Annotated in this window: 8 protein-coding genes; 1 reads left to right on the top strand and 7 read right to left on the bottom strand. The window is 68.7% G+C overall.

Features of this window, described 5'->3' with window-relative positions:
* Positions 1-6 precede the first annotated feature (6 nt).
* The 7 genes from KY501_RS39900 to KY501_RS39870 all read right to left on the bottom strand — a co-directional run bounded on the left by KY501_RS39900 (position 7) and on the right by KY501_RS39870 (position 13,569).
* Complete coding sequence (locus tag KY501_RS39900) at positions 7-4,401, bottom strand: WD40 domain-containing protein (protein ID WP_224369146.1); 4,395 nt, start codon at positions 4,399-4,401, stop codon at positions 7-9.
* The gene (locus tag KY501_RS39895) at positions 4,398-6,257 is read right to left on the bottom strand and encodes an SIR2 family protein (protein WP_224369145.1); all 1,860 of its coding nucleotides are present in this window, start codon (positions 6,255-6,257) and stop codon (positions 4,398-4,400) included. The genes KY501_RS39900 and KY501_RS39895 overlap by 4 nt, the downstream gene beginning before the upstream one ends.
* A 149-nt stretch (positions 6,258-6,406) precedes the next feature.
* Complete coding sequence (locus tag KY501_RS39890; protein WP_224369144.1) at positions 6,407-7,567, bottom strand: acyl-CoA dehydrogenase family protein; 1,161 nt, start codon at positions 7,565-7,567, stop codon at positions 6,407-6,409.
* Positions 7,568-7,690: 123 nt separating this feature from the next.
* Positions 7,691-8,083 carry a hypothetical protein gene (locus KY501_RS39885; RefSeq protein ID WP_224369143.1) on the bottom strand — a complete coding sequence of 131 codons (393 nt, stop codon included), beginning with the start codon at positions 8,081-8,083 and terminating at the stop codon, positions 7,691-7,693.
* A gap of 23 nt (positions 8,084-8,106) precedes the next feature.
* Complete coding sequence (yjjJ, locus tag KY501_RS39880; RefSeq protein ID WP_224369142.1) at positions 8,107-9,408, bottom strand: type II toxin-antitoxin system HipA family toxin YjjJ; 1,302 nt, start codon at positions 9,406-9,408, stop codon at positions 8,107-8,109.
* A gap of 184 nt (positions 9,409-9,592) precedes the next feature.
* Complete coding sequence (locus KY501_RS39875) at positions 9,593-10,834, bottom strand: McrC family protein (protein ID WP_224369141.1); 1,242 nt, start codon at positions 10,832-10,834, stop codon at positions 9,593-9,595.
* Positions 10,831-13,569, bottom strand: coding sequence for an AAA family ATPase (locus KY501_RS39870; protein WP_224369140.1), 2,739 nt, complete (start codon positions 13,567-13,569; stop codon positions 10,831-10,833). Before KY501_RS39870 ends, KY501_RS39875 begins: the two co-directional genes overlap by 4 nt.
* A 299-nt stretch (positions 13,570-13,868) precedes the next feature.
* Between KY501_RS39870 and KY501_RS39865 the strand changes: the two genes are divergently transcribed.
* Complete coding sequence (locus KY501_RS39865; protein ID WP_224369139.1) at positions 13,869-14,345, top strand: hypothetical protein; 477 nt, start codon at positions 13,869-13,871, stop codon at positions 14,343-14,345.
* Positions 14,346-14,376: the final 31 nt, after the last annotated feature.

The raw sequence follows: 14,376 nt of genomic DNA, 5'->3' as shown, positions 1-14,376 counted from the left end.
CCTCCATCACATCGGTTTCGGCACCTCGGCCAGTCCCCGCCGGCGCAGGTCCTCGAGGTCCTCGGTGAGCCCCACCTCCAAGCTCCGCTCCGCCTCGATGTAGCGCTGCATGAGGGGAACCGGGCAGTACAGCCGCCCGTCTCCGTCCGGCACCAGCACGTAGCTCAGCTCGCGATGGTCCATCGCCTCGTCGAAGTCCACCGAGCGGATGTCCGCGCCCCGAGCCTTCAGCGTCTGCCGCACCTCCTCGCGCGTGGGCCTCCCGAGCAGCAGCGCTTGGCGCACCACCGCCCGGTGCAGCGGATGATCTCCACGCCAGCGCCGGCCCTGGTCCCTTAGATCCTTGTCCTCGCGGAACACGCGCTCCAGGTGCTCGCGCGTGAGCGTGTGCGTATCGGGCGGCAGGGACTCCACCAGTGCCTTGCACGCCAGCACCAGCAGGTTCGCCCGGCGCCCGGCCTGCTCCACCAGGAACTCCGGCGTGGAGGGCGCATCCCACTGGAGCGCCAGCGCTGACATCGGCTCGGTCAAGAGCGCCAGCGCCGAGCGCGCATCCAGTGGCTCCAGCCGCAGGTGCTCGCCGAAGTTTCGCAGCGGCTGCTTCTCGTCCAGCACCACCGCTCGGTACAAATCCCAGAAGCCCGCGAGGATGAAGTACGCCCGGCCCTCTTCCGCCAGCGCACGCATCGCTTGCAGCACCGGGTAGCCCGCCTTGGCATCCGCGCTGATGAAGTCATCCGCCTCGTCGATCAGCCACACGCGCGGCCGGGAAGGCACTCCGGCGGCCACCTCCTCGAAAGAGGGCATGGGCGCACCGTTCGCGGGCATGCGCTCGCGCTCGCGGGCGAGCCTCCGGTGCAGGTCCCCGTCCGCCAGCTCCACATACTGCGCATCCAGATCCGAGCGCGCCTGGAGCCTCCGGAGCACGGCGAGCAGCAGGCTGCTCTTGCCCATCTGTCGCTGGCCCACCACGAGGAAGTTGCGCACCGTGCGATCGACGATGGCGCGGATCTCTCGTTCGCGGCCGAAGAAGAGGTTCTCCAGCTTCACCCCGCCCGCCACCTGGTAGGGCGACAGCTCCGAGACGGCCACCTGCTCGGAGATGATGCCCTCCAACACGCGCACGGGCTCGTCGGCCAACAGCAGATCCCGGAGCTGGTTGGAGGAGAGGACCACGCTGCGCACGCGTGGCACGCCCTCCAGCACCTGGCGCGCGTTCTGCGCGTTCGTGCGGTCCAGCACCAGCACCTGCCCCGGGCCCCGGCCGTCCTGGAAGACATCCGCCATGCGGCGCTCTGCCTCGCCGGACTCCAGGCCACTGCCGTCGATGACGACGACGGCCGTGTCCCGCGCGAAGCGCAGCCGCAGCGGAGGCAGTGACAGCGCCCAGGCGTTGGAAGCCAGACTCGCACCGAGCCTGCCGCCAATGGCCTCCGCGAAGGCGGTGGCCGCGGCATGGGGCTCCTGGGCTCCCCGGAGCGCGCGCTCCCAACGGACGACGGGAATCCCCGCTGCGGTGATGGCCGAGTCCCGCCGCCGGGCTCGCCGCAGCGCCTGATCCGCTGCCGCCATCTGCGCCAACGGGTAGCTCTTGAGGGCGGCGGGAGTCTTGTCAGCGCGCACCACCATCGGGTTGAGGTAGACGCTCGCGTAGTACACGAAGCCGAACAACAGGGCCGCGCCCAGGGCCAGGAGCGCGAATGTCGCATAGGGCCAGGGCACCTTCATGGGGGTGGTAGGCCCCTCCCACCGGCGCGGCCACTGGTCGTAGTCCGCGGTGAGGTGGAGCGGGAACTCGCGAGCGTCGAGCACGGCGGAGGGCAACGTGATGGAGAACGGCCTCTCCTCACCCGGCTTCAGGCTGTCGTAGGGGTACGAGCCGAGCTCCTTCGGGAGGTTGGACTTGGCCCCCGGGGAGCGCTTGCCGTCCTTGTCCTGCAGCGAGGCATGGACGGTGAACTTGCCGGTGGCCTGCGTGCCCTCGTTGCGCAGTGTCACGGTCAGGGCTTTTCCGCCCTCGAACTGGGGCTCGCCCACCATGCGCAGCTCAGGTGTCCGAAGTTCCAGCGGGAGCGCATCGGTGAGGAACTCATTGCCGAACGCATCCGCGAGCTTGAGGCGAACCCGGGGCGCCGCAACGGCGGAGGTGCCCTCGGGCCTCAAGTAGGACAGCCCCACGCGAACCTCCACCGACTTCCCTGGCTCCAGGCGTTCCACGGGCGGCGGAGGCAGGAGGCGGAGCCCGGGTGGGAGCTCGGTGGGCTCGATGCGGACCCAGTAGGCTCGGCCCGCCTCCGAGGCGTTGGAGAGGGTGAGGCTCCACTCGCCGCCTGCTCCGAAGTCCTCGGGCGGGGCGACGAACTCCTGGCTTGCCACCGAGAGCCGTGGCGGCAAGTCCGGCCGTGGTGGTGGAATGGGCTCGAGCGCGCCGTCCTCTCGGGGGCGGCTGAGGAAGCTCCCATCGTCCTGGCGGCGGAGCGGTTGACCGGGGAACTGGCTCACCCAGCCCTGCCCAGCGGCGCGCAGCACTCCTCGGGCGGGCGAGGCCTCCGCGGGAGCCCACAGGCGGATCACGCCGCTGTCATCGCTCGAGGCGAGGCTGAGCCCCTTGGGTCCGCCGAAGGCCAGGGAAGTGACCCATCCCGTATGTCCCACCAGGGAGCGCTCAAGCCGCGAGGTCTCCAGATTCCACAAGAAGACCTCCTTGTTCCCCCCCGTGGCCAGGGTGAGCTTGTCGGGGCTGAAGGCCACGGACTTCACGCTGCTCGAGTGGCCTTTCAAGGTCGCCACCGGGAGGCTGGTGCGTACGTCCCACAGCCGTACCTGCTTGTCGTCCCCTGCGGAAGCCAGGAACCGTCCATCCGAGCTGAAGGCCACGGCACGCACGGCCCCCTTGTGACCGCGGAGGGGCTCGCGTGGATCAATCGAGGTGTTGTCTGAGGTGCGGTGCACGTCGTACAGGCGGACGCTCCCGTCTTCCCCGCCCGAAGCGAGTGTCTCTCCATCCGGACTGAGGGCCACGGCGTGGATGGGGCCCTTCAAGCGCCTTATCGTGTCGGTTGACCGGCCATTGATGACCGTCTGCAGGGTCAGGGTGCCATCCGCCGCGCCTGAGAGCAGAAGCCCTCCGTCTGGACTCAACGAGACGGGATGGGGCGCTGGGCTGTTGAGGGTGCTGAGATAGGGGGGCGAGGGGCCCTTCTCTTCCTGGAAGATGAAGAGCAGGGCCTCATCCCCCCCCGCAGCCAGCAGGTCCCCCGCGTTGTTGATCGCCACCGAGCGCACGAGCCCCAGAGGTGCCGATTGCCGCCGCACCTCGAGCCCCTGAACCGGGTCCCAGATGTGGATCCACTGATCGCTGCCTCCCGAGACCAGCTTCGTCCCATCTGGACTGAAGGCGACGAAGTACACGGGGGGTTGGTTCGCCTCCAGGCGACGCAGGGATCGGGTCGTGGCGATGTCCCACAGTCTCACGGTGGCGTCGTCGCCCCCAGCGGCCAGGGTGCGTCCGTCCGAGCTGAAGGCGAGCGACTGCAGGGGAGCGCCGTGAAACAGCTCCCGAACGAGGCGGCCCGTGGCCTTCTCCCGCAGCCGTACGCTCTTGCCGCCCTCGACCATGGCGAGCAGGCGCCCATCTGGGCTGGTGGCGGAGAGAGTCGCTGCCGCGTTCACTGGCTGCTGTCTCAGCGCTTCGTCGCCATTGGCTATCTGCTCCGGCGTGAGGATGTCAGAAGAGGGCTCCTCGGGAGGCTCGGGGCTCTGGGCATCCTTGGCGAACTGTTCCTGGGGGACGGCCGCGTGCCCGGGGCGCACATCCCACTGCCTCACCCGGGTTGAGCCTCGGCCCGAGGCCTGGAGCAAGCCTTCAGACGAGAAGCTCACGGAGGGCGCGGCGGGCCCCGCGAGCTTCTCCAGGGGTTCGCCGGTGCTTACCTTCCATAGTCGCACCGTCTTGTCGCCTCCACCCGAGGCCAGCATCGATCCATCCGGGCTGAAGGCCAGGGAGAGCACGAAGTTGGTGTGCCCTTCGAGTTGCCGTAGCGCCCGCCCGGTGTTCACCGCCCACAGCCGCACCGTGCTGTCCTCGGAGCCCGAGGCCAGGGTGCTCCCGTCCCGGCTGAAGGCCAGGGACTTCACTGCATCGACGTGTCCTTCCTGGCGCCACAACAGGCGCCCGGTGCTGATCTCCCACACCCGCACTGTTCCGTTGTTCTCGCCCGTGGCCAGCAGCCCCTTGGGACCAAAGGCCACGGAGCTCACGGAGTCCATGGACTCCCAGCGGGCATCTTTGAGAATGGATTCCGACTCGCCTTCGGGGACGAGCAGCGCGGGCTCATCGGCTCGAGTAGCCGAGGCCCCGAGCGCTACGGCCACGCAGAGCGCCAGCGCCCACCGGCTCACGGTCTCACGTCCTTGCGCGCCAGGGCCTCACGGGCGGCCAGCTCCACGGCCTTGCAGCGCAGCACCGTCTTTCCAGCGGCGTCCTTTCGCACGAGCCCGGTGAAGTACAGCCTTACCTCCGGGTACTCCACCTGGTTGTCGAGCGGCTCCAGCTCTTCCACGTGCTCGCCGGCCAGCAGCTTCGTGAGCACGGCCTTGCAGCTCCGGTCTCCCGTGTAGCTGTTGCGCTCATCGCGGCGCAGGCATTCGTGGAGGTTGCCTCGGAGCGACGGGCTGCGCGCCAGCCGGGTGGTGACGGCGGCGTTCTCCAGCGTCCCGTCGCTGCTCAGCACCTCCTTGAGCAGCCCCAGGTGTCCGCCCGTGGCCTCGTGCACGCTCTGCGCCCAGCGCGAGCCGTCGAAGCCCGCGCCATCCAGGAACTGGCGCACCTCGTCCACCGTCAGGTCTGGCACCTCGCGGCGCGGAGCATCCTTGAAGACCGAGAAGCTCTTCATGTTGTGCAGCAGCCACGCCGAGCGCTCGCCGCCCGCGATGAGGAAGTGGAACTGCACCGAGGACGGCTCGTCCATCATCCGGCGCAGGTGGCGCCCCAGCGACGTGAGGTGATCGAACGGGCCCCACTCGTAGCGCAGGACGATCAAATGATCCCTCCCGAGCCGAGCCGCCTTCTTCCGCAGGTGTTCCACCAGCGCATCGAAGCTCGTGACAGAGCTCGCCTCCGGATCCTCCCCGGCGAGGGCACGGCAGTACTCGGCCTCGGTGCAGTCCGGCACGTTCGGCGGAGCCAGCCACGTCACCCGGTCTCCATAATGCGCGGCCACGCGGCGAGCGAGCGCCCGGGCGCCTCCATCCTCCGGGGCGAGCAGCACCAGCCGGTGCTGGTTGCGGAGGATGCGCGTGTACTCCTGCTCCAGCGTGGGCCTCGGCACGGGCGCGGGCTCCGTGGGCGCTGGTGGCGTGGAGAAGGACATGACCGAGAGGGCCACGCCGGGCCGGCTGCCCCCGAAGGCCGCCTGCGCCAGCCCGCGCAGGAACGTCGCGAGCGGTGGGCCATGGTCCTCATACTCGACGAGCTGGATGTTGTACTTGGGCCACAGCGCGCCGCGGTCGATCTGCCCCTTCTTCATCAGCGCGAAGCTGGGCACGTGCCGGCCCTTGGTGATGCCGATGACGTGCTCGAGCTGCTTGAGCACGTAGGGGTCGCTGAAGCTGAAGCCCATATAAAGGAAGGGCTTGGCGCGGATCCACTCGCGCAGGCGGACCAGCGCGTTGGTGTACTGCGAGTAGCTGGAGGGCTGCGCCGAGTCCCCATACAGCCGCTTGTAGTCAGCGCCAGCGAGCACCAGCGTGGCCAGCCGGTGGATGGTGCCGTGCAGGTACCAGACGCGCGGGGTGTCCGGCGAGGCCTCGGCGTCCATGAGGTTGAGCTCGTCCTCCTGATCATTGGAGACGGCCTCGGCGTTCTCGCGGCCCCACAGCAGCACGTCGTCATAGTTGGGGGTGAGCACCACCGGCGGGTGCAGCTCCCACAGGGCCTGGATGACGGACAGGTCCGCATCCGGGGGCTGGCGCACGCGCAGCCGCTCGCGCAGGAAGCGGTTGAAGCGATAGGCCCCCAGCTCCTTGAAGGCCAGCTCCGCGGCGGTGAGGAAGTCTCCCTGCGCGATACGCTGCCGCACCTCCGCCATGGCGGACTCGGGCAGGCCCTCGTCGTTCATCCGCTCGGCGAGCCCCTCCAGCAGTTGGATCCACGAGGGGAACGTCCCCCGCTTCACCCCCATGCTGATACCCGCGCCCACGAATGGGACGACCTGGTATTTGCGGACCGCCTCGACCAGCTCCCTCGGGAAGTTCATCGTGCCTCTCGTGGGAGCGATGATACCCGGCCCGGCGCGGACCTGCCTCTTGGCCAGGCCTTGGAGGCCGAGGGCATCGGAGACGGGGGGCCCTCGACCTTTCCCTCGGGCAGCGCGGAGTGATGCCTCCGCCTGCCTGGTTCCCCTGATCAGAGGAAGGCCGTCTCGGTCTCGACTCCGAGCAGGACGCCGCCAATGGTCTCCAGCGTGGGGGGCGCCACCATGGCGTGGTGCGTGGCCACGTGGACGTCTCGGAGGCAGCGCTGCAGCGGGCTGGTGCGGAAGACTGCGGGGCCTCCGGCGAGCTCGTACACCATGTCCACGACGCGCGCCGAGGTGCGGGTGGCATGGGTATAGGACAGCCGCAGGTCGGCGCGGGTGCGCAGGGAGACATCGCCCTTCGCTCCGGCGTCGAAGGCCTGATGGACCGACTCGTACAACAGGGCCCGGGCGGAGCGCAGGAGCGCCTCGGCCTCGGCGACGGCCTGCTGCACGGGGCCTCGGGAGCAGAGCAGCTTGCGGCTGGGGTACATCACCTTCTGCTGGGCCAGGGAGACGAAGTCGTCGATGGCGCGGCGGGCAATGCCCAGCGCGACAGCCGGCAGCCCCACGCCCAGCAGCGCGAAGGGCGGGAAGCCATAGAGGGGCCGCTGGACACGCGGGCGCTCGCTCAGGAGCGAGAAGCTGTACTCCGCGGGGACGAAGAGGTCCTTCACCTCGATGTCGCAGCTTCCGGTGCCGCACAGGCCCGAGGCGTGCCAGGTGTCGTGGAGCACCGTGTCCTTGGCGGGGAAGACGAAGACGCGCGCCTCGGGGATGCCCTTGGGCGAGAGCAGGGGCTTGCCGTCCTGGATGATGAGCGCGCCGCCCATGAGCCACTGACAGTTGTGGCTGCCACTGGCCCACGGCCAGCGTCCGGAGACGCGGAAGCCGCCGTCCACCCGCTCGGCCCGGCCGATGGGCGCGGCCACGCCTCCGGTGATGGTCTCGGGGGGGCTATATACGTTGCGCGCGGAGGCTTCGGGCAGCCAGGCCGAGACCATGGCGGTAGCGGAGCCGATCATCACGCACCAGCCCGTGGATCCGTCCGCGCGAGCGATGGTTTCGATGATCTCGAGGCTGTGCGCGGGGTGCAGCTCGGAGCCGCCGTAGGCTTCGGGGATGAAGGTGCGGAAGAAGCCGGCCTGGGCCAGCTCCTGGGCCAGGTCCGCAGGCAGCCTGCGAGCATTCTCGATTTCCTCGGCGCGAGCGGAGATGCGAGGCGCGAGCTGCTGAGCGGTGGCGAGCAGGGACTGGGCGGCGGGCGGCATGGGGAGCGTCGGAATCCTCATGGCTCGGGAGCGTAGGTGGAGAGGGGGAAGGTTGCCAGGGCGGCTCGGTCGGGTACGGGATGGGAGAGAGCCGGATGGCTACTGGGAGTGAACCTTCGGGTATCAGGTGTACATCTCGACTTCTTCCATCTTGTCGCGGAGCGCCTCCTGCTCCTCGGGAGTGGCGCCGAGCCGCTTCATCATCTCGAGTTCCGGAGCGAAGCGGTCGTCCCTTCCCTCCCAGGGGAAGAACGTGCGGAGGATCTTCTCCGCTCCTCCCGTGGGGCCCGCGGAGTTGTGGGACAGCACGGCGGTGCGTTCGTAGGCCTTGCGGTAGGCCTCGCGAACGGACTCCGGGGTCTCGGGGCTGGACAGCGCTTCGCGCAGGGCTTCGAGCTCCGTCGTCATCCGGAGCAGCAGGGTGACGAGCGCCGCGTGGGAAGGGCCCATGCGGTACTGCTCGACCAGGGCGAGGAACAGCTCATAGGAGGTCTTGGGACGGTCGGCGGGATCCATGGCCGCAGCCTAGCGGATCCGTTTCACGCGACAGGAGCCCGGCGGATGAGCTCTTCGACCGCGGTTTTGCAGTGAAGGCAGCGCTCCCGGAAGTCGCTGCTGAGCTCGGTGGATTCAACGAGCTGGCCCCAGTACGCCACTGCGGCGCGAGCCGCATGGGCCCAGACATCGAGATTGTCCGCGGTCGGCGGGGCGGGTTCGAAGCGGCGTTCGACGAGCTCTCCTTCGACGGGCGCGAAGATCATCGGCAGCATGTCGTAGACAGGCGTGAGCTGGAGCCGGCCCTTTGCGTCCTCGAAGAAGGAGAGGTTCCAGAAGTGCCGGTCGGTGTTACCGATGAGCTGTCCGAAGGCATCGAGCCAGCGCATCATGCGAGCATCGTCTGGACCGATGAGCTTCGCGGAGAGAAGGCGCCGGGCCGCGTTCGTCCAATGGTCCAGATGTCCGAGATACTCGTTGGCGATGGCGCCCAGAGAAAGCAGTGCCCGTCGGCCACGCGGTCCGATCCGGTCGAAGCGCTCCACCTCCAGGAACTGGCGCCCGGCGAGGGACAGCGGCCGAGCCGTCGCGGCAGGCAACCCCTCCGCGCGAATCACGTCGAGCGCGATGCTCTCGGAGATGAGGAGGTCCTTCCACCGCAGGGCGGCAGAGCCCTCGCTCCCTGAGAACTTCACGAGCACGTGCCGGCCTTCTGAGTACGTCAGGAACTTGGGCTGCTCTCCACCCGCGGAGGAGCCTGGCTGCCCGGAGATCGAGGCCTGGGCGAGGTGGGGATAGTCATCGGGTTGGGCGGGCTGTGGGAGCTGTGCGAGGAAGCGATTCAGGGACTCGTCGCCGAGGATCAAGTTGCCAGAGCAGTCCTCGCCTCGCAGGGCGAGGGCCACCAGCCGATCATCATCGCTCCAGTCAGCGAGTCGGCGCGGGAGCTTCAGCTCGGGGTAGCGAGTGGAGAAGCTCCGTCCGATGAAGCCCTGGGGGCTCATGTCGACCGCGAAGGGGGGAAGCCCCTCGAAGAACGTGCCGGGGCCCTTCTCTTGTTCGAGCCATTGGTGATCGCTCGCGAGGAAGTGGAGCGTGCCGTCGCGATGAACGGTCCCCGATTCATCCACGCGATAGATGGAAGTGCGCGTGCCGAGCGGGGGGATCGATCGAGTGGGCGCGTACTCCACTGCGCGGCCCGAGCCCATCCTGCAGATCCGATCTCCGGAGGCTGTGATGAGCCGTGAGATGGTGGGCTGTGAGACGCCGAGCCGTTGGCCGAGCTCACTTGCCCGGGCTCGGCCCAGACGGCGCAGTTCGCTCAGCAGCTGGTCTACCGTCGCCATGTGTGCTTCCAGCAGGCTGCACTAATGGTGAATCGTTGTCTGAATAGATACGAGAATCGATACGAGATTCTATAATGCTGTAGATACTCAGCTATTTCCAATAATGGAGCTAGGCGTGAATAGATAGAGGCCATATAATCGCCCCCTGCCATGCCACTGAGAGAGAGGGAGAGCTGGCAGGCGCTTATAAGGATGCGGGCTCTCTGGTTCGTGGAGAGTTGTTGCTCCCCAGAGGTACGGAAGGAAGCCACGCTACGAGCCGCTCGGCGGCGGACTCGAGCGCTGAACCTATCCGGATCGCGCTCCCACCCAGTGGCACTTGAAGGATGCGCACCTCGCTCAGGTGCCCGAACGTCTTCAGCCACATCGTGCGCTCTTCCGGCACTGCCCCCGGCGCGGGGAGCACGAGCGCACCTCGACGCGTGTCGAGGCACCCTAGATAGGTGACGAGCTGCTGAAAGTCGTCCGCGGGCGGCATCCCTTCGGCAGGCAGCTTGTACTTGGCGTCGATGACAACTCGTGCACGGCCTCGTTCGATGACGATGTCCGGGATGGCGGTGAGCTGGCCCCCGGTGTCCAGCGAGAGCGGGCGCTGCGCATGACACGTCACGCTCCGTGCGGCAGCCACTCGCGCCACGGCCCGCGTGATCGCCGCCTCGAACAAGGGCGCAAGCCGGACGATGAAGGACGAGAGAGGATGAACGCCCGGAGCCGCTTGCACACCCGCGCTCTCCAGGATGAGACGCGCGAGCCCCACCGCCGGTCCATATGCCGTGAACCGTCGATCCGACGCCAGCATCCGCACCGCGGCCCTCATGTCCGCCAACGGCTGCACATCGGCCAGCGTCGAGGCCAGCGCATTCGCATGGGCCGCGACGCGCGATCCAAAGGTGCCCGAGTGCTCCACCACCTTCAGTGCCGCGAGCAGCACGCGGTTCGGTGGCACATCCCGGGTGAACTCGTCGAACCGGCAGGAGAGCAGGTGCCGGTGCGAGGGCGGCCGGCTGATATCCCTGCTCACCAGCCAGCGCCCCCGGAGCACGGGTCGCTCCGCTTCCTCCTCCTGGTAGCCACGCACCCAGCCTCCCCGCGCCAGCCGCTCCACCCGGTGGACGTAGAGCGAGCCGAGCAGCGAGAGCAGCTCCTCCGCCGAGCCCGACCCGACAACATCCTCCCCCCATGTCACCTCTCGCGACGCATAGTCCGCCAGCGCGAGCACATTGAGCCCCGGCACCTTGGGTCGCACATGCAGCGTCCCACCCGGAAGTGCGACGAGCCCCGCCACACCCTGCGCACGCAGCCGGAAGCCACCCACGGAGGGTTCGACAGAGAGCGCAGAGCCCAGCTGAGCCTGCGCCGCGAGCACGTCCGAGGCCGACAGCGGCAGTTCGGCCCACTCCCACTCCGTGAGCGTCCACGTCGTCATTCCGCCATGTCCACCGCGCCCGGCCGGGCTGCGTCGAAGAGGGAGCGCAGCTCTGTCACCACCTGCGGCGAGTCGTAGAAGCAGTCCTCCAGCATCGGGCTGATGTCGTGGCGCCAGATGCGCTCGACGCGTGCGGTATCCAGATCCTTGTCCATGAAGAACGAGTGGCCGACGCAGAACTCACGGCCCGGCGAGCGTGCAATCCGAGCGTTCACCGCCTCCAATCCCTCCACCACCCAGTCACACACGTCCGGCGCCACATCCCACTTGAGCAGGTTGCGCCGCAGCACCTCCACGTCCGGATCCATCCGCACGAAGTGGAAGCGCCGCCGCAGCGCCACATCGATCTGCGCGATGGAGCGGTCCGCGCTGTTCATCGTGCCGAGCAAGTACAGGTTGGGCGGCAGCTCGAACAGGTCCCCCGAGCCCGCCAGCCGCACCCGCTCCTCTCGGTACTCCAGCAAGTAGAGCAGCTCTCCGAAGACACGCGGCAAAGCGGCGCGGTTGATCTCATCGATGAGCAACACGAAGCGCTCGGTGGGCGAGGCCTGTGCCTTCTCCGCCAGCGCCTTGAGGATGCCGGCGCGGTACTCGTAGCGCAGCCCGCCCGGAGCCTGGGGATCCACCTGCGGCCGCAGCCCCTCGACGAAGTCCTCATAGGAGTACGCGGGATGGAACTGCACGCGCTCGCAGCGGGCCTCGGAGCCTGCCTGATAGCGCGCCAGCTCTCGGGCGATGAACGTCTTCCCCGTACCCGGAGGCCCATAGAGGATGAGCTGGCGCCGGTGCTCCAGCAGCGCGCACAGCTCCTCCATCCGCTCGCGCCGCAGCGAGGTGACATGCAGGAAGCGCTCGGCGGGATCCAGCTCCTTCGGCGGCTGCTGATCCAACCGCGTCTTGAGCCAGTAGAGGAATCGCCTCATGGCCTGCGTGGCGGGCAGCCCCGCCGCGGGCATGTGGGGCGTCAGCGCCTCCCGGAGCGCATCGTTGGACCGCACCGCCAATGCACCCGGCGAGAGGGACGCGGGCAGCGCCGGCAACCCAAGCATCTCCATCATCCGCGCCTTCCCGTGGTCTCCCTCGGAGGAGTGGACGCCCAGGAAGCGCTCCGGTTGGACGAGCGCCAGGCACTTCAACAGCACGCCCTCGCTCAACCCCGGTACATGCTCGGAACTGTTCTTGTCGAGCGCGCGATCCAGGCGCTGCTCCACCCGTCCCTCGCCGTACAGCACGTCACGCAGCGTGGCGCGGAAGCGAACCAGGTCCTCCTCGCTGGCCTCCAGGAAGAAGCGATTGAGCCGGGCCACGGCCCCCGTCGAGCCGAGCACTCCCAGCTGGAACACGGGACGGAAGTCCTCGGGCGTGAGCCGATCGAGCGCATCCCTTGCCAGCAGCCGCGCCCACGCCTCGCGCTGCTGCGCATCCCGCGAATCCGTCTCGTCCGGATAGCCCGAGGTGCGGCGCCACTCGTCCACCCACGCCGCCAGATCCAGCACGCGCGGAACCTGGGCCACGGCTGTCTCGGCCCCCATGGCATCCGGCCCCAGGTAGGGCGCGAGCACCTCGCGCACCTCGGGGTTGCGATCCGACACGAGTCGGGCCAGGTGGGGCAGCTCGTCAGCACGGATGGGCAACACCATGCCACTGCGCGGCGAGGCCATCATCATCCCCGACAGCGTCGAGTGCGCCTGGATGGCCGCGAGCGGAATCGGCTGCGGCAGCACATCGGTGAGGAACTCCACCTCGAAGCGGGTCTCCTCACCGACAGGAACGGGCGCGGCCACCAGCCTCCCGAGCCCCAACACCTCGCGCACCGGGCTGGCCTGATAAAGGAAGACCAGATCCCCCGGCTCGGCATCCTGGAGCCACTCCCGCGAGCTGCGCTGGGTGGCCGTCCAAGAGCTGCGCCGACCTCGCCGCAATTCGGTGCGCAGGTTGCGCCGCGAGAGCATGTTGCGGACGACCCAGGCACCCACCTCCTCTTCGGGCTCGCCGCCGATGTCCTCCTCCGGAGGCCCCTCCTCGAACTCCTCCACCTTCTTCCGGGCGAGGTAGCCCCCCAGCTTCCGGTCACACAGCCAGTGGCAGAAGGCATCGAAGTGGTCCGCATCCTGGATGCCCAGGGGCTTGAGCCGCTCGAGCACGAAGCGCAGCGTGACGTTGGCCTCCAGGTAGTGCTCGATGGCGATGCTCACCTCACGAGGCTCGCCCCACAGCGCGAGGCAGAAGTGGCCCGCGCGGCGGCTCTTGGCATTGATCACGAGGTACAGGTCCGGCCGCAGGCAGTGCAGCGCCGGGCTGAGGAAGCCCGAGCGGAACCCCTTCGACAGCGGCGAGGCCGCGAAGGCATCCAGGGCGGCCTGCTGGGGTGCACGCTCCAGCGCTCGGAGCAGGCGCAGGATGTTGCTGGCGATGTCCCGCCACGCGGCCTCGTCGGGGACCCAGCCCGCGCTCTGGAACCACGGTTTGATTTCACGGTTGATGACGGCCCAACGAGCCGTCCACGCGCCGCGCTGGCGGTTGAACGGCGTATCCCGGTGGGGCAGCAGCTTGATGAGCACGCGCTCCGTCACGTCCTCGCCCGCGTCCGCGCGGCGGCACAGGTCCTCGAAGGCGGCGCGAGCAAAGGCGGCCTCCGCGGCCTGGCGGGCCAGGAGGTCCTGGCCGGCCGGCTGATGGACGAAGCGCTGGAGGAACTGGGCGACGAGCTCGGGCAGGGGAGGCAGGACGTTCATGGGGTGGCACCTCGCCAGCGCCCTGCCAGGCTCTCCGGGCACGGCTCGGAGCACGCCCGACCGAGGGGCAGGCAGGACCGGGTGGGTAGGGCGGAATCCACACTACCCGCCACGACCCTCGGATGCCACGAGGAATCGGGCGCGGGCTGCACGGCAGGTGGGGAAGGAGCCGTGCTGGGGGTATGGAATCCACCCCCGTGACGTGCCCGGGAGTGGTACGCCGCGAGAGCCCTTTTCTGGAGACGGGCGCTCGACTAGGTTGCGCCGCCCTTCAGCTTCCCCTTCACGAGGAATCGACGATGCCCAGGATCTCCCAGGCCCAGACGCAGGAGCGCACCACGTTCCTGCTCGAGCTCATCCGCGACCAGCCGGACATCTCCCGCGAGGAGGCGCAGGAGCGCTTCGAGGAGAAGTTCGACGCCACGCTCAACCCGAAGCTCTTCCAGCAGGTGCAGGAGCAGGTGCAGCAGGAGCGCCCGGCCCGCCCCGCCGAGGAGCCCGCTCAGGACGAGCCCGAGTCCTCCAGCGATGAGGCCTCCGCCTCCAAGCCGGCCACTGGCTCCGCCGAGCCCACCAATGGCGCCTCCTCCCAGCCCGCCAAGGCCGCCAAGGCCGCCAAGGGCGCGCGGCAGAAGAACGTCTTCGTGGACGCGTCCAAGGAGCAGCTCGTCTTCCTGGAGCGCATCGTGCAGCAGCTCCAGGAGGCGGGCGCCTCCAACGTGCGCATCGACCACTCCACGGACCGCTGGATGGTCCTCGTGGTGGACGCGAAGTAATCGCCTCTCGGGCTTGGGGGGCCAGCAGGGC

It is taken from the genome of Hyalangium versicolor, assembly GCF_020103695.1.
Classification (GTDB): Bacteria; Myxococcota; Myxococcia; order Myxococcales; family Myxococcaceae; genus Hyalangium; species Hyalangium versicolor.
Note: the sequence above shows the minus strand (reverse complement) of the source record. Positions and strands in the feature narration are given on the sequence as shown.